The organism is Anaerovirgula multivorans (assembly GCF_900188145.1).
GTDB lineage: Bacteria > Bacillota > Clostridia > Peptostreptococcales > Natronincolaceae > Anaerovirgula > Anaerovirgula multivorans.
The window spans coordinates 1-24,065 of record NZ_FZOJ01000005.1 but is presented as its reverse complement, the minus strand read 5'-3'; the positions used below and the strand labels follow the sequence as shown (position 1 = coordinate 24,065).

The window sequence follows — 24,065 nt, the reverse complement described above, 5'->3', positions numbered from 1 at the left end:
CTCATCTTTAAAATGAAGGCACAGGACTATCATGTCTTTGTTGCTGTTTTTTTTCTTGCTCCTTTAGCTCTTTCATTTTCTCTTCATAACCAGCTTCTATCCCATAAAGCTCTTGCCAATCTACATCTGTGTAGGGGGCTTTTGGTGCTATCCGTTCAGCTTGTTCTTGATTTCTCCGACTTTTTCCATCGGGATCAATCCTATCCTCCTCTGCCTTCCATCTTCCCCATTTTTCTGGACTCCAGCTATCCCGTTCTTCCCGAGCTTTTGCCTTTTCTTCACGCATAGCGTTATGTGCTACAATTCCGGGGTGGTCAGTAAAAGTATTATTTTCTATTTTGGGTAATTCATTTTCTTTTCTATTAGAACGGTCTTTTACTTTATCGAAAGCTCGATCTTTAACCACATTTACTGCCTCACCTTGCCATCCAGCAGCACCGGGACCTAAGTTAGTGGCAGCAGCTTTTGGTACATCTTCTGCTGCCTCTGAAATAAAATCCTTAACCCAATCTTCTTCTCTAGATCTCCCAGTAGATACATATCCTAAAAATCTTCTCGTATTATCCATTAGAACAGTTTTACCCACATTTTTTCCCCATACTACGATCTTTTTTCCCTTGAATGCTGGAAATAATAGTAGTTCTGTTCCTTTCCAAAATGTTGTTTTTGCAGCAGGAATTACATAATCATATCCTTCTCGAACTTCTCCATTTTTAATATCCTCTGCTGCCGTTTTATAAATTTCATATCCTCCCCAAACACAAGATCCTCCGAATGCCAAAGTTGCCAAACCAACTACAGCCTTTACAGCAAACGTTCCTTTAATTGCTAATGCCACCGTACCCAACATAAGTCCTCCAACTACTCCCATGCTAAAGGCAACAGCTACTACTACAACAGCTGCTACTAGTACATTTACGATAAGTTTCTTCCAATTAAACGGTTTCTTAACAGGAGCATCATCATATTGTGGAAATAGTTCGGATTTTCTTCCATAAAGATATGTATTTTCACCTAAGATATTAAATTCATCACTCAATGTAAATACTTTTGCACTGCCTCTTTTGCCTTTTAACATGCCTACATAGGTAGGTGCGTTGATCATAATCTTTTTTTCTGCAAATAGCTCTATTTTTCCTTTGGCTTTTAATAGGAAGGATTGATGACTTTCGAATTTTATTCCTTTTTCTATTGGTTCTTGTATTTCTTCTTCTATTTTATCTTGTAATGTGATTTTTAATGGGTGATCTTCTGTTCCTACCCCTGTAAAGGAGATTAATCCTGGTAATAATGCCATTTGTTTGTTGTGTTCTGTTGTTAGGTATCTGTTGTTGGGGTTGGAGGTTCCTTTACATTGGCTTCCGTTGGTTCTGACACAGCCGATGACTTCTGCACTTTCTTCTTTTTCGTTGGAGAAATACAAGGCTACTTCTGTTCCTATTTTGGGCATGCAGTACATGGTGTTGCCTGTTGGGGGAATATATTTATACCAATAGGCGGTGTTTTTATCCTGGGCTTTGTCTATATCTAAATGTACTTTTAGGTTTTCTCCTTGGGTGTCCAGCACTTTCCCCTTTATGGACATACCGCTTATGATGTGGTTGTATTGCTTTTTTAATCCGAAGCCCGGTTGAAAGCCTAATATATAGGTATAGGTCCATAATCCTTTTTCCATTTTGGCTTTTTTTGAGGTGATGATCATTTCTTTGTTTTTAAAGGTTACTTTATCTCCTATGTTGTAGGCTTCTCCTGTTTTGATTTCGTAGTAAAAGAAATCTTCTGGTCTATATCCTTTTCTTTCTCCTGCCATTTCTCTATAGCGATCTATATCTTTCCATACTTTGTATTCTACATCTGAACTGATTTTTCTTTTTTCTCCCTGGGGCATGCCAAACCAAAACCGGGATCTGATTTCGGTTACTTCTGGCACCACTACAGCGCCAGAATGGCTGGCCATTCTTTTAATAAAGATCCAATCGCTTTCTCTGTATTGTATTCGTGGAACGGATATTGACTCTTTTTCTCCTGCTTCAAAGATGGCATCACTTTTTGATGTGTCTTTTATTACTTGTTTTATTACGTCTCTGTAGGTCATGGCTGTGTTTTGAAAGGATCTGCTTTTCTTTTCTATATCTAAATAGAATGTTCCTGATATGCCTTTTGCTTCTATATGATATATGCCGTTTTCTTCTTTAATATCTACATCTAATACTTCGGCGGTAAAGATGACTTTTTCTTTGTCATTTTCATCAATTTCTACCACCTGTATCTGGTCATGCTCCACGTTTTTTTCAATTGTGCTAAGTCCTGTCTTCTCATCTACTATGCCTGTAAATCTAACTGTTGCATGTTGATTGGGTTCGATATTGATTTCCAGATCCTTTAATGTTTGTAAACCCCATGGGCATTTTACTCTTATTCTATCGTATCCTAAAAATTCCATTTATCCCACACCCCTTTTGATACTTCTTGGTGTAAAACCTGATAAGAATTTTACACAGATGAGGGCATCCGACAGTCATACAGGACACGTCCATTACCGTCTTTATGGCTTCTTACAAGATGCCCTCCCTCTATTCTAATATTTGTGAACTTATCCTTTTTTTACTTGATTAACAGTTATATTGCTTAACCCTAGTCTTAATATTTCTTTATATATTCTTCCCATGTATCGGGATAACGCTTTTTAATTCCTTCAAGGGTAGATTTATTGATCTCTGTATCCCAGTAATTCACTCCTTGTCGAGCAAATTCTTCAACAATCTCCATCTTCAATTTATGTCTTTCTGAATCTAAGTCATAAACCCAAGTTCTTAATATATTTACTGGAAAAAATTCTTCATAAGGATCACCCTGACCATAGTTTGTCTCTCTATAATAAGGCTCTGATACTTTTGCTTTCTTTTCAACAATCAAATAATGTGCATATTCCATCCCTACTACCCATAATGGCAAAGATATGTGATTATCTCATTTCCTATCATTCCCTTCTAGCAGTTGCCATAGTTATATAGAATTTTAAATTGCTCTATTATCTACTATATTTCATGATTCTACTGAAAAATAAAAATCGATAAGAGAGAATTAGTTCACCTACCCTATAATATACTGAATGAATTGATGCATCTATACTCTTATTCTATACAAGCCATCCCTCATCCTCTCGGTTCGTTACGTCATAGCACTAACCTTTTATAGGTATAAATGGAAGTTGAATAAATCTTATGAATAAATATAATGCTAATCCTAACGTAATTGCCTGCCAAGTATTTAAATTAAACTTAATTGCTAAAAAAAGCATCAATCCAAGTTCAGATAAAAACAACAGTGCATGCCATGCAGGGAGTTGTATTGTTCCTCCGCATTCTTTACATTCATGTGTAAACCTATAATCAATTAATTTCATCTTTTCTTTATAGGTAATACAATATTTGCCGCAACTAGGACATTTACTGTTGCCATAAAGTTTTTTTGTATTCATATAACACCTCTCTTTATTCATAACCTTCTTTTTTCCATTTAGATTTTATCATGTTTTCATAGGAAAGCTGTCTAGGTACAGTAACATCATTTGAGTTGAATTCTTGATACTCTAGAATTTCATCATTTCGGATGTATGCCTTTATTGTTGCAGTCCTCAATCCCTGATTTGTAACAGTTCTTATTTGAACATAGGTATCATTTTCTTGTATAGTTATTCCATCGCTATTATAGGTATCCTTTTTATCTTTTATTAAATTGCGGCGGGTGTCCTCCGCTGACACTATAAACCCAGGCAATGGTTTTTCAACGTTCAGTATTCCTAATGCAGTATTTTTTGCTACATTACGAGCTGATATTTTTTCATTTTGTTCTTGCTCAACAGCCAACGAACTCAAACCTCCTAATACAGGTCCAACTCCTGGGATTAGTCCTGCTAAATAGATCATCATATCATCTTTTTTATGAAGCTTATGTATATCTTCAACTCTAAAGCTTTGAACATAGTCAATTGATACACGCGTTGTTTTCTTTTCGCTAGCAAAAGAATAGTCTGTTATAGGAATACTATTTTTTTGCTGTATTCTTTGTATTTCTCTTATCGTAGCATCCGTCCCTGATGCATCTTTCTTTAACTCATACTCAGAGAATAGTTTCTCTAGCACTAATATTGCTGCTGCATCTGTTTGGGATAATCCTACAGGTTTACCCGTTTCCCCTATAGCACCAGGCATATTATTTGCTTCAGTCGCTTCCTGTCCAGTCTCTGCTTCTGTTTCAGCTTGCTTTTCTGGTGCATCTATTTCTTCTTGCCCTGAAGTTTCTGGTATAATAACGCCGCCATTTTCACAAAATATATAGGACTGCATTGTAAGGGCTGGTTTGCCATCTATAAATGTATCTTCTTTACATCCTTCCCACTCTCTACCGATAAATTTAGGTGTACATTCTTTTCCCGTAACTCTGGTAACACCACCATCTTTTTCTAATTCATAGGTAACTGTTGGATTTGTATTTTTATTAAAATGGTTATAACACACACCAAAGGACATGATATTTACTTCGGGTTTACAATCGCCTTGATTTAACATTGGTTTTTTTCCTTCTGATTCTTCTGCATACTGGGTATAGCAGCCATGACAGTTGGTTAAATTGGCTCTTCTTTTATGACTTCCAAATTCCACCACACCTCCTCCAGGTGCTCCCATTACACACTTTAAAAGTGCTCCTCTTACTAAATATTCTTTTCCTTCTGATTCAGACATGCATAACCCTCCTTTATTCCACTTCCACTCTGGTTAGGTTTATCCCGCTAAAGGCTCTTCGTAGTATGCTTTCAGCCAAGTCCAGTCTTATGGCAACATAAGTTGAGGATACGCCTCCTATTTTAAATATGCTTTTATCTTCTATTTTTTTCTCTTCTAATACTGCTCGTTTTATGATGCTTTTGTCTCTATTTAATTCGCTCTTTTCAGATAAGCAGTCTATCGTATCTAATATTGGCAGATGGTATTGAGCGGTTTTTGAGTTTTCTGCATCTATTAGTTGCATGATTTTAAACTTTAAGTAAGGCTCGTATTTTTCTACCAGCTTTTTCAATTCATCCGAAAGAAGAAACAACTGTCTATCTAATAAATCTATAAATTGGGTATTTTTGTTGGATTTGATGTATAGTACGGAAATACGTGGAATGTTGGTTGAGGAATCTTTGCTTATATGTCTTCTGTCTATTCTGTTAAATAGGTTTAATATAATTGGTGCATGAATGTATCTTTTGTCTTGTTGTATCAAAAAGTATTCCATAGCCTTTTATCCTCCGTTTTTTATATAGAGATAACGCACTGTCCCATGAGGGGTAACTCCCCTAAAAAAGTATTTTTTCTTATGGGTTTTCTTGATCATAGATGATATCAACCTTATCCATATATTCGCCAAAGCCTATTTTTAGATCTTCTGTTTTATTTAGGCTTTGGTATTCTTCTGTTTCTAATAAAAGCTTGATGTTCTTTTTCAAGTATTCATAAAGAAAGTAGTTATAAATAGCTGCATAATCTTTTTTTATCAATTCATATGAATTATCCTGTATCTTTTCTATGTATTCCTCAATCTTTTCTTTGAAAAGTTCAATATCTTCATGAAGATACTGAAATACAAAATCCACCTTCCAATATCCACTGCATTCAACCTTGTCTAAATAAAACATCTCATCATAGAGATCGATTCTTAGCTGATAATCTTCTTCTATAATACGGGTTCTTAAAAAGGATATCACGATGTATGCAATGGGCCCTTTTTTCTCTTCGTTTTGTAATTCAGTCGCTTTTGTAAATACTTCTTTAAAGCTTTCTATAAACTCTGTGTTTACGCTTTTTTGATTACTTAACCAATAATCATATATTTTGCCGTAGTTTCCGATAAATCTTTCCTGCATACTAGTTTCTAGTATATTTTTTATTAACTCTGTAAACCCTATTGCTTCCATTAGCTCACCTACTCTTTTTTAATTCTCCTCCTGCAGTCTTACCTGACCTCCATTAAAGGTAATATTCTCTTCAATAACCACTGTTGTTTCTCCCTGTTTTAAGTTTACTGATTCTCCTGCCTGCATAGTTATTTCTGCTTCTTCACTTGTTATCTCTATGTTTTCTTTCGCAAACATTTTTATATCTTTATCACTATAAATCTCGATGCCACCATCGTCAAAGAGTTTGATGTATAGATCATCGCTGTTTTTGATTTCTATTGCTCCTGGGGATAGGATAATATGTTTGCCGTACTTTGTACTTAAGCATTTTACACTGGGATCTGACCGTCTGCCTGCATGGGAGGTCTCTTTATGAACTGCACTTATGACAAAGGCATTTTTTTCTTTTTCGTCGGGGAAGTATACCCGCACGGTATCTCCCTTTTCTGGCATACAGTACCAGCCGGTTCCATCTGGTGAAGAATAGACAGTGGAGTAGGGAAACCATTTTGCTATGGATACATCCTGCTTTGCATCCACCAAAATATGTACTTTTACGATGTCTTTTGTTATATCTAAAATCCTTGCATCTAAAGATGCTCCTATTAGTTTTTCATTATATTCCTTCTTAAATTTAAAGCCCCCTTCACTTTTCAGGGTATAGTAATGCATTATTTCTCCAGCTTCCAGTCTGCTGTTTATCTCATATATATAGAGCTTTCTATTTTTAAATTCAACAGGAATACATAGGTCGTATATTTCTCTGCTTTGCACACAATAGTAAAGGGCATCGTTTTCTCTGATTTCTTTTACTTTGTATTCTGTTTTGTTCATATATTCCCCTACATCTTTTTTTATGGAATAGGCTATGGCTTTGATATGTTCTAGTTCATTTTTATTGGGTCTTCCAAAATAGATCTTGGCTCCGTCAATAGCGTATTCGGGAACTAAATAGCTATTGAAATGACTTGCCAGCCTTTTTGCAAAGTTCCAGTCGGTTTCTCTGTACTGTACGATAATGGTACCTGTCTGACTTTTTTCCCCCACCGTCATAAATACACCGCTGCCATCGCCATATCTGTTTTTCACTGTGTTCATAATACTTCCATAGGTTTGTTTCTCGTTTTGAAAGGTGCAGGTTTTCTCGTGTATGTCCATAAGATAGGAGCCGCTTATGGCTTCGATCTCTAAGGTCCTGACTTGATTTTCTGTTTTTACAGCAACGGTCTTTATAAGTCCTTTAAACAGAATATTTGTTTCTTCTTCATCTAATGCCTTTATGGTTATCCACTCATTGCTTCTTGTCATTTCAGCATACTTGTCCTCTAGCTCCTCTGATATATGCCCTACGATTTTGACTGTTGCATGTTGATTGACTTTTTTTTGGATATGGAGTTCAAGTAAATCAATAAACTGATAGGGCTCTATGATAATATTGGCTTCTCTCATGCTGTTTCACCTTCTTTTTTCTGGGTTAAGTCTTTAATGGACAGTATCATTTGGAGAGCAACCGGTTTCCATTCCTCCATGTCTTTAAATATGCAATTAAAGGTGCCCATCAGCAGCTTTGAATCGATGGCTCTTACAAACATGATATTATACAGGTTATCATCTAGTGCAGGGCTTCTGTAATCAAAGTATCCTATTTTTGTGTCTTCCATATCCATTATTTCATTGTCAAAAAATAGGGTTGAGGGGTTCATCCTTTTAATGATGGATCTAAAGCCGTTTCTGCATTCTTTTATCTGGTCTTTTTCTATAGCTTCATCAAAAAGACTAAGGGTTATATTCACGCTTCCATCCTCATTGGTCTTTATGCTCTGGGGTCTTTGCTCTGAAGGATATTTCATTTTTGCCATTTCTAATGGCATGTCTGTAAAAACTTCTGGAATTCGCATTGTCATTTTGCCGTCAAAAAATTCTACATCCTCAAATTCAAATTTTTCTTCTCCGATGTGTACGGTACCCATAATGTCTTTGTTTTCGTATTTCTTGAATTGATTTTTCATTTTCAATATCTTTTCATCCATATACTCCATAGCCCTTTTCCTCCTTTTTATCATATAAAACGCTCTATGCTGACTAAGCTTCAAGTCTTAATGAAATTTTATCCTTTGTTTGTAAAATCAAAAGGTTGATTTCAATGTGTTTAGTCTAACAGAATCCTCTTTTGGAGATAGTCTGTGTTTGATTTTCCTTGTCTATTGTGTTTTATCCTGTTGAGGATTTGAAGTAGATGTCTATAGATTCCTTCATTGGTACCCTCCACATATTCAATCTCCAATCTTGCTGATATATAGCTTAAAATCAGTTCTTTACTGGTTATTTGTTGGTTTTGCATACACTGCATGCAAAAGGATATATCCAAGGAATTGTTTAACTTGTACTGAAATGCTTCTTTTGAAAAACACGTCAAAACATAGGGTGATAAGCTGCTGCTTTCATATGCAGCAAAGGGTGAATGAATAATATTGACGGTATTATATTCTGTGGTCATATCCTCAAAGTTGATATAATCGGTCCTGAGTCTGGCTCCTTCCTTTAATTTAAATCTGCAGAGCTCTATTTCATCCTGATGTATGATAGTATTATGATCAATGAATATTTCTGTTCTGTGATTTACAAAATCTTTATCTGAATTTTCTCCGATAAATTTTACCTTTAGGATGGCGGTTTCATTTGTATGGTTATAAAGCACCCTATAGCTTTCCTTTAGTACATAGGTGATTCCATCAAAATGAATGACTCCTGGTGATACAACAATATAGTTTTCATCTACTAAAAGTCTGCATCCTGTTAAAATACCATTTGCATATTCATGAAGATATGCATCCATCAAATCCTTTGGAAAATCCCTTAAATGCTCTAACATCTCCAGCTTTAAGATTCTTCCTCTGTTAAATACAGGGTATTTATTTGAAAACAATTTATTCCCCCATTTCTACTGTGTTTATTATTTGAGTCCATCGAAAAAATTGGTTTCCCAAATATCATTTTCAAAATTGAAAAAGCCTTCTTTTCCTATAAATAATTTTTCATTATTTCTTAGGACAGGTACAACACAAAATCCCCATTCTTCCTTTTTAGCCCATACAAAAAATTTAACTTCTTTGTTCACAATATTATCAGTTTCATCTTGTATGATGAGCCCTTTATATTTTTCTTCTATTTCCTCAAAGATTGTCTCCTTAAAATCTTCTTGTTTATTTTCATACGCATATTCATATCGAAGGGCGCCATTTGTATCCTTTAGATATAGCTTTAGTGTGATTCTTTCCATAAACCTAGATATCGTCCCGCTTATATTGTTCTTATCAAGGCTGTGTATAAGTATTTTTTCTTCACCACTATGGGTAAAGGCACTAATCACATAGGGCAATATAGGAAGCTTTGTTTGTATGTTTATATCCATGTAGCCAAGGTTTTTGGCCTGTAGATGCTTTAGTGCTCCTCTTAGACAATCTAATTTCAACCCATAGCTGTGTCCAATTGCCTTCTTGTCCTTTCGTGACTGTATGACTCTTCCCGGCACAAATTCTTTTATCGCTTCTCTGAATGCATCTATTTTACAGGATTGTCCCGTCAGCTTGATGACTGAGTATTCCAGCAGTTTGTCCTGTCGGTAGATGCTTTCTAAAAACTTTTTAATGATGTTGTATATATCCGCTTTTATTAGGGTGGTTATATCAAATATGCTTAAGGTTATTTCCGGCGGATTTTTAAGCTGTTCTAAAAATTTCCCACTGTATGTGTGGATTCTCCATTTGTCATAGTCTATGGTTGTTTTGTCTTTACTGGCTTCATTATGTGGTGTTATTAATATTTCCAAGCTATTGTTGTCATGAAAAAATTGTTTTTTTACTTCTTCTGCTAATTCAAATAATAGAAAAAAATTGCTTTTTACTTTGAAGTATTCGTCACTGCTTTTATTTTCGTACTGTTTAAATTTTGTAGGAATAATTTCTTCTACTTGATTGTATTCATAATCCAGCTTTTTATAGATTTCTAGCCCTCCATGTTTATCTACATATCTAAATAGATCTACATCAAATTCTTCTAGTAACCTTGCTTTTATGTTATCATTGCTATTTAATTTATGGGCAAAAATGATTTTTATAAGCTGCATGATTCTAAAGGTAAGATTGTTTCCACCAAAATCTGTATCTCCATTTTCATAGGAAGTTTCTATATCAATTTTGTAAGAAACTCTATTGTTTTCTATTTTAAACTCGCAGGAGGATAAATCAGTGGTTCCTCCTCCACAGTCAATAATAAGGGCTTTGTAATATTGTCCTTCTATATAGCTTTTATTTTCTATTAATTCTGTGATGGTGTTGAATAATACTGATGCACCTTCATCCAACATATTTTCGTACTCGATTTTATATTCTGCAAGGATTTCTTCAAACATTTTATAAAACTTATATTTCTGTTTTGAAGGGCAGGATATATGTATTTTTTTAAAATTGACCTTAAATCTCTGTTTAGCAAGATGAATTACATATTCTAGAAAAGCTTTTATCATATGCTTTCTTTTTATATAGGTTTTTTGCCCTCTTGTATCTGTTATTTTTTCTTCTCTTTCATAATCGCTTATCCATCTTTTGATATCATAAAATATACATATGCCATCATCTTCATAGCTTAGCTTTGAAAGCTTTATGGCGTCATACCCAAAAACATATTCTATGTCGTCATCTTCGATGGATTTTATTCCTACAACACTTGGTATTAATGGTGTTATTTCTATTGGAGCTAATGTTGTGTTGAGGACTTTTACAACACTGATTTTATCTTTGTTTTGGTCTTTATCCTGTTGCATTTCATGAAAAAAATCAAAGGATTCTTTGTTGATATAGATCCCTGCTGTTGTATTGGTGGTTCCAAAATCTATAGCAAGGGGGGTATCTGTATCAATAGGTTCTCTTATGCTGTAATCTAAAACAGGAAAGCTATAAAACTTAAGATGCTGTGGAATATGTTTTGTATTATGATAGTATATATCATATATTAGCTCCGACTGTTTCTTATCAAAGTATAATAAACTATAGTTTTTGCTTGTCGTTTCTTTGGCTTTCACATTTTCATTTTTGATTAAATAATATTTTTCATTAAATTTAGTCAAGTTAAATATGGTGCATATATTGTAGCTGCCATCAATCAATATAACATTGCCTTCCTCTATGATATCCTTCGCGGTTACAAGGTAATTATCAAAAATTTCAATACTTAAGCCTTCATATAATAAAAGTTTTGATGGAAAGTTAATTATTTTATCATTTAACGTGATCTTGTTGACCTTTGTTAAAAAGCCTTGCAGTTTTTTTAACCCATTCTCATCATGTTTATTGATGAATAGATTTTCATCTATTCCCCTATAACGCATAATAAGTCGCACAAGCTCTTCTTTGTCTAATGGATTCAGTGTATTGCTTACCAGCTTTTCCTTTGAGCATATCTCTCTTAATTGAAATGTTGTCATTTTCCTTAGCTCATTTTCTCTATATCTGCCGTTACTGGTGACTTCTTTTTTATTTTTAAATAATTTGTATGAATATCCCATATCTCATTCTCCTACGATCTGGCTAATATAGTACCATTTTTTCTATTTTCATCGTTTCATCTATGTCCAATATGCCAAAATGATATTGCCAATATATATTTACTTCATACTCTATATGTAAAAACAGCTCTACTAGAGCATCTATTTTGCAGTTTAGCTGAGGGCTTTCTGGTTGATCAATGTATATCAGTATTTCCTTCTTATCATCTTGGTTGCTGTATACTACACTCTTGGGGAAAATTTTCTTTACCACGCTTTTGAACAGCTCTATCGAAGTTCCAGTCTCATACAGACTTATTAGACTATTTAGCACGATGTCTAATTCATCCTTATTAAATATCAAGATATTGTTTTTTATTTTTTCAGCAAAAATATTGTCTAGTATATCTCTTAATATAAATTTTTTATAATATTCTTTTCTCGTTAATCCCTGTTTTAAATCCAGTTCCCCTAAGTGGTGAAGGATGATATCAAACAAAACTTCTCTAAACTGAAGATTCTCTTTAAGATTTATATCAAATATATTTTTAAATATAGAAAAAAACCTATAGTATGGGTTAATTTCCACTATAAGTGTTTCATCGATTTCTGCAGCATTAATATCTTCAAATGAAACCTCCATATAGGGACTATATGATTTTGCACATTTAAATCTAATACTTTCTCTATCTATATTTTGTTTGTCTGCTCGTAACAGTATATCCCAGATATAATTCATATCAATCTTCCTTCGCATTTATATTCTGGATAAAAAAACTGTATTTCTGATACGATGAAGCTAAGTAAATCTCTTATGATAAAACTCTCTTGCTTGGGAGTAAAGTATAATATCATTTTTTTACCATAATCGCTGTCTCTTACTTCATCTAATATAAAAAAGTTCATGTTATAGGTTTCTTTCCTTGAATTTTCTTCTTTATCAACGATTTCTATATCTTTAAAGTCCAAATATGTGGATATTTCAAAGGAGTTTATTATTCTTATCAGCTCTGCCTTTGTTTTTATATTTGTAACTCTTTTTCCGGAGAGCTTCTCAATAAAACTAACCTTTTTTGAATTTGATACTAGTTCGTAGTTATATTTTTGCAGCTTGGATTCCTTTGGTTTTATCACCTTAAGGACACACCATTTTTCTAAATCGCTTGTTTGTGTTGTAATAAACAGTGTGTCCCTTCCACATCTTATGCTGTTTATGTCCTTACTTTCGTGTTCTATCAAATACCCATGCTCTGCGCCTTCTCCTTTTAAAGGTATATCATGTTCAAAATTTACTTTATCTTCGCAAGGTCTAGGAAATCCTGTGCTTTCTAAAAGCAATTTTTCTATATTCCAAACAGGTATGATATCGTACTCTACATATTTGCTGTATTCACCAAAATCTACGTTTACTTCTTGTATCGTTTCTCCCTTGGTTATACCGTCTTCATACTCAACCATAAATACATCTGCAACTCTTGATATATAGGGGGCATTGATGGTGCTCCATGGTATATTGTTTCTGATAAATATCTGATACAGCCTATATACCTGATCCCAATATTGCTTATTTTCTTTGACTTTAAAATAAGCATCGTAGGTTGTTTTATCTGTTTTGATTTTTCCTTTGAACTTTGTGTTTTTTGTAAGTATATCTTTAAAAATTAAGTAATCGCATTTTAAAAAAATCTTGAACATATTTACTTCTTTTTTTTCCAGCATAGTATTTAAGATGTACTGCAGGTCGTACGCTTTATCTTCTATGTCTTCCTCCAGCATTGGATGCAAAAAGTAATGGATTGGGTCAAAATCCTGTTTTTTTACGATAGTTGTATAAATACTATAATTTTGCTGGGCGTATTCAATTTCATCAAAAACTCTTTTTTCTAAAGAATTATACATGCCTTCACTATGCTCATATAGAGGGATAATCACCTCATTAAGCAGCTCCTTCAATAAAGCACGATCCTTTAAGTTTTCAATATGATTGATTTTAAAGTAAATTTTTTCCTTCATTGGCTCTCCTTTTTACTTGCAATTTACTGATTTTTTTCCTGGATTAGGTCGTCTATTACTTTTATTTTTTCATCTATTCTTTCTATGTCCTTAGGTAACTGAATTTCTTCGTAGATGCCTCTAGCAAATAAATATAGCATTTTAGCATCATTCAAATTACCTTCTTTAAATTGCTCAGCTGCATCTTTTTCATAGATTGCTGCTTTTGCTTTACTGGTTGTTTCGTTTTGTATTTTTGCTTCTGTAAGCTGGATTTTTTCTTCTATTTGATCTGCAAGACTATAGGCTTGGGCTTTTTGATACAGCTCCTTAGCCATCATATAGTACATCTTGGCATCTTGATAATTGCCTATGCTATAGCTTACATCTCCTTTTTTGGCGATTTCCATTCCGCTAAGTTGATCTTCTAATCTTTCCTTTGCTGCCTGTTCTTCTTCTTTTCTTTCTTCATCCTCTGCTGCCGCTTGAGCTGCTGCTGCTTCTTCTCTTTCTTTTTCTTTTTCTGTTTCTAACTCATGAAGCTGATTCAATTTATCCTGTGCCTCTTGTCTCGCACTGGTAAAGAATATGCCGTAGGCTAAGTCTCTTGCAAGTCTGTAATCCTCTTGTGCTCCCGCTAAATCCTCAATATCTTGTTTTCTATCCCCTTGCTCTATCAAATCAAGCACCTTCATATGTTGATTTGCCTTGTTTAACTGGCTATCTATATAACTTCTTCCTGTGTGATCTGCATAATAGGATTTTTCTTTTGCCAATAGGTACTCCTCCAGCGCCTTTTGATAATTTTCCTGTTGTAACAGCTGATCTGCATTGATAATGGCTTCTGTTGTCTTATAAAATTCGTCTATACGTTCTCTTTTATCCTTTAGTTTCAGCTTTTGGGCTATACCTAAGGCGTTTTTATATTCTTCATTTGCCCTCAGAAAATTATTGTCTTCTACATAGGTCTGTGCATTTTCTATGTAGTAATTCATTTCGTTTATTTGGTGAAGCTTTTGTCTTCTTTTATAATAAAATACGGAAAAAATGATGGCTAAAATCAAGATAATTGGAATTAAAGTAAATATGATTTTTTTTATTTTCTGCCTTCTTTTGGGGTTTTCATAGGTTTTGTCAACAAATATAACTGCTAAGGTATAATTTTCTAAGTTTGGAGGCTGTTTTACCAAAAGCATCTCTTCGATATTGTCAATCGCCTCCTGTGGTTCCTTCACCTCAGCAATTCCATCTATTAGCTCACCGTTGTCCATATTTTCCCATATTCCCTTTGTTGTAAGGGCGATAATGTCTCCCTTTGTTAGAGAGATTTTTTTGGAAATATAGGGTGTGATCCCTTCATCCTGTCCTAGATAGCAGTATAGGTTATTTCTTTCTTCATGTTGTGCCACCTTGTCTAGCTGTACTTTCTCCTGATCGACTAATTGTTGTGTCACCGATTGATCTTTGCTTTGATGCTTGATATATCCATCTCTAAGTAAGTAAAATCTGGTGTTTCCTACCAGAGCATACCGTGCCTTTACGTAATCGGTAACTACAATGGTAAGAGACACCTTTAGCCTAAAATTTCTACTTTCTTCTATTAGCTTTTTATTGGCAAGCTTCAAAAGCCTCTTTAGGTAACCACTTCTCATACTGGGTTTTTCGCTAAAGCTGCTTATGATATTTTCTACTGCAATCTTGGCACCTTCTAAATCTGTATCTTTATCGATCCCATCTGCTATTACATAGATAGCAAATTTATCCAGCTCTACAAATCCAAAATAGTCTTTGTTCCGTAGAAAGCTGCCTGTCTCTGATATAAATTCTGTTATAAATTTTGAATTTGTTTTTCTCATTATTCTACACCTGAACTTTTCCCTCTATAGGTCATCAATACCTCATTAATATAATGCTGGCATTATCCTTTTCTGCTATAGAGGCTTCTTTTAGTTTTTTAATGATCGTTGTCGCCATTTCATCACATGTTAAATCCTTTTTCAATACATCTTCAAGCTGGTTCCATGGAAGATAACTATGTATGCCGTCACTCATTAGAAGAATGATGTCGCCATGTTTCAGCTTTACTGGTACATCATAAATTTCTATATCTTGGAATCCATCCTGTCCTACGTAGTTAAATAATCTTTTTTCCTTCAATGCCCATAACGCATCTTGTCTGCTTATTTTCCCTTGATAAAAGCCTTTTTGGGCCAGGATGTTTACTGTATGTCCTTCGCTTAAGGGGATTAGTTCGTTATTTCTAAAAACCGCAATCATTGTATTGCCTACTAAAGCATAATGCAGCAGGTCATCTACAATAATGCCACATACTACACTTGCACCCCCCTGATGATCCTCCAAGGACTTTAAAATTTCTCTATTGCTTATATTAAAGGCTCGTTTAAAAAAATAATTGATGTTATCTATTGAATGATTGGCTGTAAATAAATCTACAAATATCTTAACAACTAACCTACCGGAAAGCTGTCCTGCCCTTCTTTTTCCTATACCATCTGCTAATACAGTCAATGTTCCTTTTTTAAAGGAAGCGATATCCATAGCATCCTCTTGAAGCTCTCTATTGCCGATAAATGTTGCAGCTCCTATTTCCAGCCCATTATGATACATCCCTCTTCTAAGCTTTGATTCCATAAGGTTCCTTATTAATAGTAAAAGGCCTATCATACTGATTAAAATAAATGTAACTATATATTTGTTTTCAAACATAAGCTCTCTCATGGAGATTACTCCCTATCTGTGTCATCCCATTCAAAATGTTCTCCACAAAATGGCATGAACAAGAATTTACTTTTTCCTAGTTCTATTACATCATATGCCGATAGCGGTGTCGGTACATACACTGCTTCATCGTTTAGGTATGCAATGCCGGAAGCATCTCCTGGTAACAGAACATAGCTTCTTTTTTTTGCATCGTATACCACAATTGCATGGTTTCTTCTTGATATCTTGTTATCACCTAATATCTGTATGTCCATATCATCGGCTCTACCGATAAAGTTTTTACCTTCTCTTATTTTGTAATCCTTTCCTACCCTCGCCCCTTCGACGCAAACAATCCAACCGCAAACTGGCTGTATTTCTTCCTTTAATAGTTCATCCTCTATATCAAAATCATCTGGAGGGGTTTGAGGTTGTTCTTTTGTAGCTGTTTCTATATTACAATAGGGACATATGCTTCCATATCTTCTTTCACTAAACATATGTCCATTTTTACATCTTGTAAGGCTCATTTGCTAACACTCCGTTTCATCTAATCAAAAGTTTCGTTTTAGCTATAAAGACAACATCTCCTTTGATTATTCTACAAGGTTTATCCTTTGATAGCTTATACCTTATTCGATCTTCAGCTTTTTGGATACTTATGCCATTTTCTGAGTATAAATCTTCTATATACCAGTTTCCTGATGCAAAGTTTAATACTGCGTGCTGTAAATCTATTAATGCAGCATAGGTGGAGGTGCTTAAATCTATATCCACTTCATTATCCTTTGTATTTCTTCCTATTACCATTGAGGCTTGATTTAGTAAATCCCATTCTTTTATCATTTCGTTTTCTTCATTTAATAGTGCTAAACCATTTACAGCATTGGGACTGTTTGTGATTTCTTCTTTCGTCGAGGAATCGTTAACATCCAATGCCTTGCTTATATAGATGATCGCTACGATACCTAAAGCAAGACTTACTGCATATTTTTTCAAATTGTCATCAAAAGCTATATATACATAAATACCTGCTCCAATAGAAATAAGTGATATTAGCACATCTATAACTTTTATATTTCCTGAAATTGATTTTTCCAAAGTGATCAACTCCATTAACGTCTTTTAGCTTTAAAAAAAGTATCAAAAATATTTGTTGTATCCATAGGATTTTTATTGCTGCTTTTATTAAAGCCTTTTCTCTTTTCTTTGGTTTTTGGATTAAAACCAAAGAAGTTTTCAAACTCATCATCTACATCGACTCTATCTGTTGATGTCTTCTGTCGGGGTTCTTTTTCTTGATTAAATTTAGCAAAGGGATCTGCCCCTTGACCTGTTTTTTTACTATTAAATAGTTTTTTGTCATATTCTTTTCTAAATTTTTCATCCCTCAAAAGATGGTAGGCTTCTGTTATTTCCTTAAATTTTTCCTCTGTGTCTTCCCCAGTTATATTGGCATCGGGATGATATTTTTTAGCTAGCCCTCTGTATGCTTTTTTTATTTCAGTTTGAGAAGCATCTTCGTTTATTTCTAATATTTTATATAGGTTTTTCATTGTCTTATCCTTTACAAAGCAGATGTCCTAAAAAGGACATCTTCATCGTTTTATTAGGCACTATAGCCGCCTTCTATCGTTATTTTGTCTAGCTTGTCTTTCTTTTGCTTAATAACTAGTTTAAATGTTCCTACTCCTTCGGTATCTCCAAAATGTTCTCGATAATCTACTACAAAAGCATTTGGGAAAAATATCTTTCTTACTACTTGATCAGCTGATATAACTTCTACTGTTAATTTTCTATAGCAATCTGCTCTTTCTGCTGGTACTAATGACCAAAGCCCTAGCTGTCTTGTGCTGTCAAAAGGATCTCCATCTACTGCTGTTAATATTTTGCCACTAATAATCATAGTAGACCCTACGTCTTTTGTACGAGCATTTGAATCTGTTGGTATATCTGTTTTTAAGCTTACTTTTTGTACACTTTCAATGTGAAGTTCAATCGTTTCTGCGCCTTCGATTTTAACTCTAAATCCCATACTGAAACACCCTTTCTATCATATTGTTATTTACTATTCTTGGAATCCACCTTCCAATTTTATTGATACCATTTTGTCCTTTTTTTGTTTCATGTGTAGATAAAATGTTCCTACACCTTCTGTGTCTCCATATTCTTCTGTGTAATCTACTACAAAAGCATTGGGCAGATTGATTTGTCTAACGATCTGTGATGCTGCAATTACGTCAATGGTTACTTTTCTGTAGCAGTCTACTCTTTCACCTGGTACCAATGACCATTGAGCAAGCTTGATGGTGCTATCAGCCTCTTCTCCATCCACTGCTGTTAATATTTTTCCCTTCACAATCAATGATGTGCCTAGGTCTGTGGACCTTGCATTTGAATCATTAGGCGTATCAGTTTCAAACTCTACTGTCAATATGTTTTCAATGCCTAATTCAATCGTCTCAGGTCCTTCTACTTTCATTCTAAATCCCATAAATCTTCCTCCTTATCTTTTTTTATTTTTTTATAATAACCATGCTCTATGAGCATGACTATAACAAATTAATGGATTATACCAGCTTTCTTTAATCATAGAAAATGCTGTTTAAAAGTTTTAAATCATAACAGTTTTATACCGTAAAGCTATCTCTAATTTGCTACGCTTCTGGTTATTTCAACCTCCAGATTTTTTACGCTTCCATTAAATGTGATATTAATATTACAGCTTCCCAGTCTTTCATCTATTACGAAGTTGATATCATCACCCTCTTGAATAATAGAGTTAATATAGCCCTTATTTGCAAGCCATTTACTTTTTTGGCTATTAGGGTTATTACTGAAAAACTTAACAATATTGTCTTGTTTAAAGTCGTTTGTATGGAAACGCAGCATTCTTTCTATATAGGTTGTTACAATGGTTTTGTATATGCTCTCAAAGTCATTTCCTACTGATTGTAAGCTTCTCGCCTTATAAACGGTAATTTGTCTTATATCTCTTCCCTTCACTTGAGCATTTTCAGAGGAAAATACAAAACCAAAGTTTTTCCTATTGATTGCATTTTTTATATTATTGGTAAAACCAGAAATCTCTTTTGCTAAGCTGGTTTTAACATTAAGCGCATTATCGTCTGCCTCTATATCAAATCTTACTCCTGGATATTCATGGCTAGCATTTTTGAATATTTCCCTTAAATACTCTGGACATTGGTAAGCTGCTACCAGACCAGCGGCTGTATAGGAGGCTCCAATGTATACCCCTTCTATCCACAGCTTTAATATATCTTCTTTTTCCTTCGATAGATTTGGTATTCCATTTTCCTTTAGAACAATTTTACTATCAAGTACAACACCTGATTTATCTTTAGGAATAATGGTAAAGTTAGGTATACATGGTATTGCAAATTCACTATAATCTTTTCTAGTTAAAGGCGTACATTTATCTATATATTTTTCTACACCACTTATTGCCATTTGAGAAAAGGTCGTCTCTTCGTTTGTGTCAAAGTTGAAGAATATCTGTATTCTATAATCTTTGACGACATTTAAAAGAACTGTTAATGCCTCCATTGTGTTAAAATCTGTTTTTTCCACATGCTGATTTCCTTTAAATCGTTCTCTGCGCAAATTTGCTTTGCCACTCATGCTCATTTGTATTGAGGGAACAATACCGAACCATATCGTATTTTTAAAATCATTTTTATCGTTTACAGTATTTAAGAAGGTTACTAACCGAGGTAGATTATTGGATTTCACTAGTAAATCTAATTTTGTATTGGTTACCAACAGGCTAGGCACCATGCCTTTATTTTCTACCTTGTATTGATCAAAGAACATTTTTACTCCAAGCATTTTCTCGATTAATGGTTTTACTGTTTTTATAAAGTCATCCTTTGCACTTTTATAAAAGTCTAAATATGTATTATAGTTGTTAACTTCAGTTTCTATATCTATCTTGCTCTCTAGGGTAGAAGTTAATGGACAAAATGTACGAACTACCAAATCTCTTACGTAATCTGAAGGTGTTTGGTTAATAGCCTGGTAATCCTCCTTAAATGCCTGTATTAAGCCAGTATTAGCATTATCATCCAGTGCTACTAGAGCATTTTCTTCTTCTTTAGGCGCTTCTAAAATTTTAAGCTCTCCGCTTTCCCCCATGCTTAATATACCTATTTTCAATTCTTCGTTGTTTTCTTCATTGTCTCTTTGACCCAATAGTAATCTGGTCTTTATATCTTCTATAGCTAATGGAAGCATCGCCATTACATTGTTATAATTTTGACTTGCCTCTTCAAACATGTAGTTCAGCTTGTCTCCTAAATCTAACTTCTTAGGATCTTCTTCGTCTAAGTCCTCGTAGTTGCTATATACATATTGAATCTCTTTTCTTGATTGTCTAATATCATCCATTACTTTTTTTGGTGAAATCATGTCTAATAAATTTTCAAATTTAAAATCAACATTTTCCAAGCCTTGTGCAGTTTTTGTTTCTATAAGTGTTATTAACATCTTTAAAAAGTCATTTGACATGTTTATTGGTATTTCAGTAATATAATCTTCTGGCAGGTTTTCTGGCTTCTTTAATGTATACATAACTTTTTGGTTTGTTGCATTATAGAAGGAATATACAATTGGTGAAAATTTATCTAGAAATTCTTCAAAGCTCTTTACTAAAAGAGTTTCATTGACTTCCTTTATTTTGTCATCATCTAAGCTGTCAATTCCTTTTGTGTCACCTATTATAGTGAGCAAATCTAGCCTTTCCGGATTAATTTCCTCAAATAATATAGTTCTATTGGTTTGATTAATGATTTCCATTTTATACCTCCTAATTGTTTTTTTGTTTTAAATATAAAATATTTATTAAAAATTTTTACTATCTTGTTGACTGGGATTACATCTATTATAATGAAGTTCCATCTCTGAACCATCTTCAAATGTAATGTAAATTTTCGCTTTATATTCAAGTGAATATCTTACATCCTTACGCAATATTGTTGCATCCTTCATACAAGTAGCAGATGTCGTATTATAAAATACTATAGCTTTATCCAACCCAGGCTCAAAATAGATTTGTTTAGCATTTAAAAAGGGTTTATTGATATTAGCATGAAGCAAAAGCTCCTCTAAACTAATTCGTTTCTTATTTTCAAATTGATATAAAGGGAAAGTAAGTGGTGCTACCTCGTCTCCATCCTTTAAACTTATGAAGTATGCATTTAATTTTCCCGTAAATGTAGGCTTTGGTGCCTTTCTTTTTATATAAATGATTATAGAAATTAAGACTGCAATCAATAGACAAACAACAGTGATTGTAATAGGATAATAGTATTGTAATGTTGGCAGAATCAACAGGCTAATGGGTTCACTTTTATAGCTTAATCCTTCGTTATCCGTTGCTTTTATTATGAACTGATATTCTCCTTTGCTTATTGAATTTATGGTTAATATAGAATCTTTTATTTCTAAGCCATCAGTATCCGTATTAATGATTTCATAGGTTAGTTTATCTCCATCAGTATCTTGAAAATATTTGTCTAATTGGTACGTCTTAGGTTTAGATGCTGTATGCAGCTTAATCTTATTTAGAAATTCTCCCTGAGGCTGGTTATTTTTAACACCAATAAGCACTTCATTAAATGCTATATCAAAGTTCGGATGAGTGAGGAAGGTATATAGTGTATAGTTACCACTATGCTCTAACCTCGTACTAGCTTGTATCTTTTCCTTAGAAGTATTTACATTTAGGTCAACCTCTTGTGTATCACTTATCATCCTGAAGCTAGGTATGATCTTGTTGTAAAACTTTAAATTCTCTACCACTTCATTATCAATATTATTTCTCAAATAAGCATCTATGTTGAAATCTTTGTTCTTTTGTATGTTGTCAGGTATATCTAAAATCAAACTCATGTCATAGCTTGATACTAAATAAGCCTTCATGGTGTCATTGGTTCTGCTAATAAACTCTAATCTTATTTCTTGCTCTATCGGGTTTGATATTTTAGCCGCAAAATAATTTTTAGATTGACTAAAGGAGAGCTTTTCACCTTTATAAAATATTTTGGGCTCTTTAATTGGATACTGGGTTGTTAATATAATATTCACTTCTTTTGTCATGGAATCTTCGATAGGAATAACCATTTCCTGTTTTTTCCCTGTGCCAATAGCAGCTAAAAGGGGGTTGATGTTGGTGTTATCATTGCTTTTTATAACCTGACTTACTACATCAATAAAATCACTAGTGGCTAGGTTTCTATAAAACTTGCCGCCTGTTTCATTTGAAATAGTTAGAAGCGTATTTATTGTTTCAAACTCATCTCCTATTTCAATGGTGTAAATGGGCATATTTAATTCTTTAGCCTTGCCTACAACATAATCAATATCATGATTAGCATCATCTACATTTCTAATGCTATGGGAGGATAAGTTGGTTTCACCATCAGATATTAATATAATAACTGGCTGGGTATTTTCCTTTAAATTGCCTGTAACTAGCTCAAAGCCAGTCTTCAACCCTAGTCCCATATCAGAAAATCCACTTTTCCTTATCCTGCTTATTTTATTTTTTAAAGATTTTCTTTGACCTTCTGTTTCAAGCGATATCGGCTCGGTGAAAGAAGTAATTCCATGATTATAGGCTACATAACCTACACTAGCCCTATGGGATGGAAGAATATCAATAAACATCTCCATCATTTCTACTGCTACACCCTTTGGATCATTTCTATTCATAGAGTTACTGCAATCTAGGACAAACATGATACTGATATCATTGGGCTTATAGACAATTTCTTTAGCTGATACCGTTTGTAAAGAAATCAAGATAAGAAGAATAGAAAAAGCAATTAACCTATTTAATGTTTTCATAGCATCACCATTCTGTAATTTTTTCTAATCTATGGCTAAGCATAGATTTATATAAGGACAATTTTCTATATTGCCAAGTTTATTACATAACTTTCCAAATTTCCATACCAACAGATCGACATAGATTTTCATTTTTCGACATTTTGCGGTTATTTTATGAATTTTCAGTCAAAATCATTGTGTAAATTTCAAGGTTTTATATGTGTTTGATCCAGAATTTTCTATTTATGGTAAAAAAGTCTCATTTGTTAAACCTAGAGCTACAGCAATTAGCATATGCATCCCCCTTAATAGCTCTTAAGTATATGTTTATATCATTGTAGATTTTGAATTAATCTTCGCTATATATCCAATTCTTCTTTATAGAACACTGCATACTACCTACTGCCTGTTATAAAGACCCAAATTGTTAATTTCCTCTTGATCATAAAATGAGACTTAATTCATAAGTAGACAACCGAAAGTTTGATTTGCAACTTTCGTGTTGGTCACTTAGTTTGTTTATCTATAAGCAGATAACCAAAATCTTTGATTTTGTGTTAGTCGCTTAGTTTGTTTATCTAGAAGAAGCGGGAGTCTTAGCAATACACCGAAGGATAAATATGACAATGCTTTAAACTTAACTTCTCCTTTTTTCCTAAAAGTAAGATAATGTACCAATTGCCTTTAATACATTAGGGACGGTTCTTACTGGCACGCAGGCAGTACATTACTGTCATACTCTCCTAACAGTAGTTCTGCTTATCTCCGTTACTCTTGAAATCTGTAAAATAGCAATCCCTTTTATCTCCTTTACTTGTTTTAGTATTCTATGTAGTAATAAAGTCCTGTTTTAAGCTTTATTTCCTTCAACTTGTAGAAATATTGACAATGTATATTGCTTTTTTTTATAATTTTATGTATTATCCCGTCTTTGACAGTTGAAAAGGATAAAAAGCTTGAAACCTATTGTAAATACTAGGATTCAAGCTTTTGTTGTGTGTTCAAAAACTGCGTACT

General features: G+C 33.7%; 21 protein-coding genes. All 21 read right to left on the bottom strand.

Going from position 1 to position 24,065, the window contains the following annotated elements; all coding sequences use genetic code 11:
• Positions 1–7: 7 nt before the first annotated feature.
• A complete protein-coding gene (locus CHB72_RS06520; protein ID WP_089282080.1) occupies positions 8–2,443 on the bottom strand; it encodes a hypothetical protein in 2,436 nt (811 codons plus the stop codon).
• A gap of 197 nt (positions 2,444–2,640) precedes the next feature.
• A complete protein-coding gene (locus CHB72_RS06515; protein ID WP_242975054.1) occupies positions 2,641–2,934 on the bottom strand; it encodes a hypothetical protein in 294 nt (97 codons plus the stop codon).
• Positions 2,935–3,184: 250 nt separating this feature from the next.
• The gene (locus tag CHB72_RS06510; protein WP_089282079.1) at positions 3,185–3,481 is read right to left on the bottom strand and encodes a hypothetical protein; all 297 of its coding nucleotides are present in this window, start codon (positions 3,479–3,481) and stop codon (positions 3,185–3,187) included.
• A gap of 13 nt (positions 3,482–3,494) precedes the next feature.
• A complete protein-coding gene (locus tag CHB72_RS06505) occupies positions 3,495–4,745 on the bottom strand; it encodes a DUF4280 domain-containing protein (RefSeq protein ID WP_089282078.1) in 1,251 nt (416 codons plus the stop codon).
• 13 nt (positions 4,746–4,758) lie between these two features.
• Positions 4,759–5,283: a hypothetical protein gene (locus CHB72_RS06500; RefSeq protein ID WP_089282077.1), complete on the bottom strand. Its 525-nt coding sequence runs from the start codon at positions 5,281–5,283 to the stop codon at positions 4,759–4,761.
• Positions 5,284–5,362: 79 nt separating this feature from the next.
• On the bottom strand, positions 5,363–5,962 hold the full coding sequence (locus CHB72_RS06495; RefSeq protein WP_089282076.1) for a hypothetical protein: 600 nt from the start codon (positions 5,960–5,962) through the stop codon (positions 5,363–5,365).
• 18 nt (positions 5,963–5,980) lie between these two features.
• The gene (locus CHB72_RS06490; RefSeq protein WP_089282075.1) at positions 5,981–7,393 is read right to left on the bottom strand and encodes a phage baseplate assembly protein V; all 1,413 of its coding nucleotides are present in this window, start codon (positions 7,391–7,393) and stop codon (positions 5,981–5,983) included.
• Positions 7,390–7,983: a hypothetical protein gene (locus tag CHB72_RS06485; protein WP_089282074.1), complete on the bottom strand. Its 594-nt coding sequence runs from the start codon at positions 7,981–7,983 to the stop codon at positions 7,390–7,392. The genes CHB72_RS06490 and CHB72_RS06485 overlap by 4 nt, the downstream gene beginning before the upstream one ends.
• A gap of 110 nt (positions 7,984–8,093) precedes the next feature.
• On the bottom strand, positions 8,094–8,870 hold the full coding sequence (locus CHB72_RS06480) for a hypothetical protein (RefSeq protein ID WP_089282073.1): 777 nt from the start codon (positions 8,868–8,870) through the stop codon (positions 8,094–8,096).
• A gap of 27 nt (positions 8,871–8,897) precedes the next feature.
• On the bottom strand, positions 8,898–11,507 hold the full coding sequence (locus CHB72_RS06475; RefSeq protein ID WP_089282072.1) for an acetate and sugar kinases/Hsc70/actin family protein: 2,610 nt from the start codon (positions 11,505–11,507) through the stop codon (positions 8,898–8,900).
• Positions 11,508–11,529: 22 nt separating this feature from the next.
• A complete protein-coding gene (locus tag CHB72_RS06470; RefSeq protein WP_089282071.1) occupies positions 11,530–12,225 on the bottom strand; it encodes a hypothetical protein in 696 nt (231 codons plus the stop codon).
• Positions 12,222–13,499 (bottom strand): hypothetical protein, encoded by a 1,278-nt coding sequence (locus CHB72_RS06465; protein ID WP_089282070.1) that lies wholly within the window; start codon positions 13,497–13,499, stop codon positions 12,222–12,224. The genes CHB72_RS06470 and CHB72_RS06465 overlap by 4 nt, the downstream gene beginning before the upstream one ends.
• 23 nt (positions 13,500–13,522) lie before the next feature.
• Positions 13,523–15,334, bottom strand: coding sequence for a PP2C family protein-serine/threonine phosphatase (locus CHB72_RS06460; RefSeq protein WP_089282069.1), 1,812 nt, complete (start codon positions 15,332–15,334; stop codon positions 13,523–13,525).
• 34 nt (positions 15,335–15,368) lie between these two features.
• On the bottom strand, positions 15,369–16,217 hold the full coding sequence (locus CHB72_RS06455) for a PP2C family protein-serine/threonine phosphatase (protein ID WP_089282068.1): 849 nt from the start codon (positions 16,215–16,217) through the stop codon (positions 15,369–15,371).
• Between the two features lie 5 nt (positions 16,218–16,222).
• Complete coding sequence (locus CHB72_RS06450) at positions 16,223–16,729, bottom strand: FHA domain-containing protein (protein WP_089282067.1); 507 nt, start codon at positions 16,727–16,729, stop codon at positions 16,223–16,225.
• Positions 16,730–16,745: 16 nt separating this feature from the next.
• Positions 16,746–17,300, bottom strand: coding sequence for an FHA domain-containing protein (locus CHB72_RS06445; RefSeq protein ID WP_176431233.1), 555 nt, complete (start codon positions 17,298–17,300; stop codon positions 16,746–16,748).
• Between the two features lie 14 nt (positions 17,301–17,314).
• Entirely contained in the window at positions 17,315–17,755 is a 441-nt protein-coding gene (locus CHB72_RS06440; protein WP_089282065.1) for a DnaJ domain-containing protein, read from the bottom strand.
• 53 nt (positions 17,756–17,808) lie between these two features.
• The gene (locus CHB72_RS06435; protein ID WP_089282064.1) at positions 17,809–18,234 is read right to left on the bottom strand and encodes a membrane-associated protease 1; all 426 of its coding nucleotides are present in this window, start codon (positions 18,232–18,234) and stop codon (positions 17,809–17,811) included.
• 33 nt (positions 18,235–18,267) lie between these two features.
• A complete protein-coding gene (locus tag CHB72_RS06430; protein ID WP_089282063.1) occupies positions 18,268–18,693 on the bottom strand; it encodes a membrane-associated protease 1 in 426 nt (141 codons plus the stop codon).
• Between the two features lie 155 nt (positions 18,694–18,848).
• Positions 18,849–21,014, bottom strand: coding sequence for a transcriptional regulator (locus CHB72_RS06425; protein WP_089282062.1), 2,166 nt, complete (start codon positions 21,012–21,014; stop codon positions 18,849–18,851).
• A gap of 45 nt (positions 21,015–21,059) precedes the next feature.
• The gene (locus CHB72_RS06420; RefSeq protein ID WP_089282061.1) at positions 21,060–23,066 is read right to left on the bottom strand and encodes a vWA domain-containing protein; all 2,007 of its coding nucleotides are present in this window, start codon (positions 23,064–23,066) and stop codon (positions 21,060–21,062) included.
• Positions 23,067–24,065 lie beyond the last annotated feature (999 nt).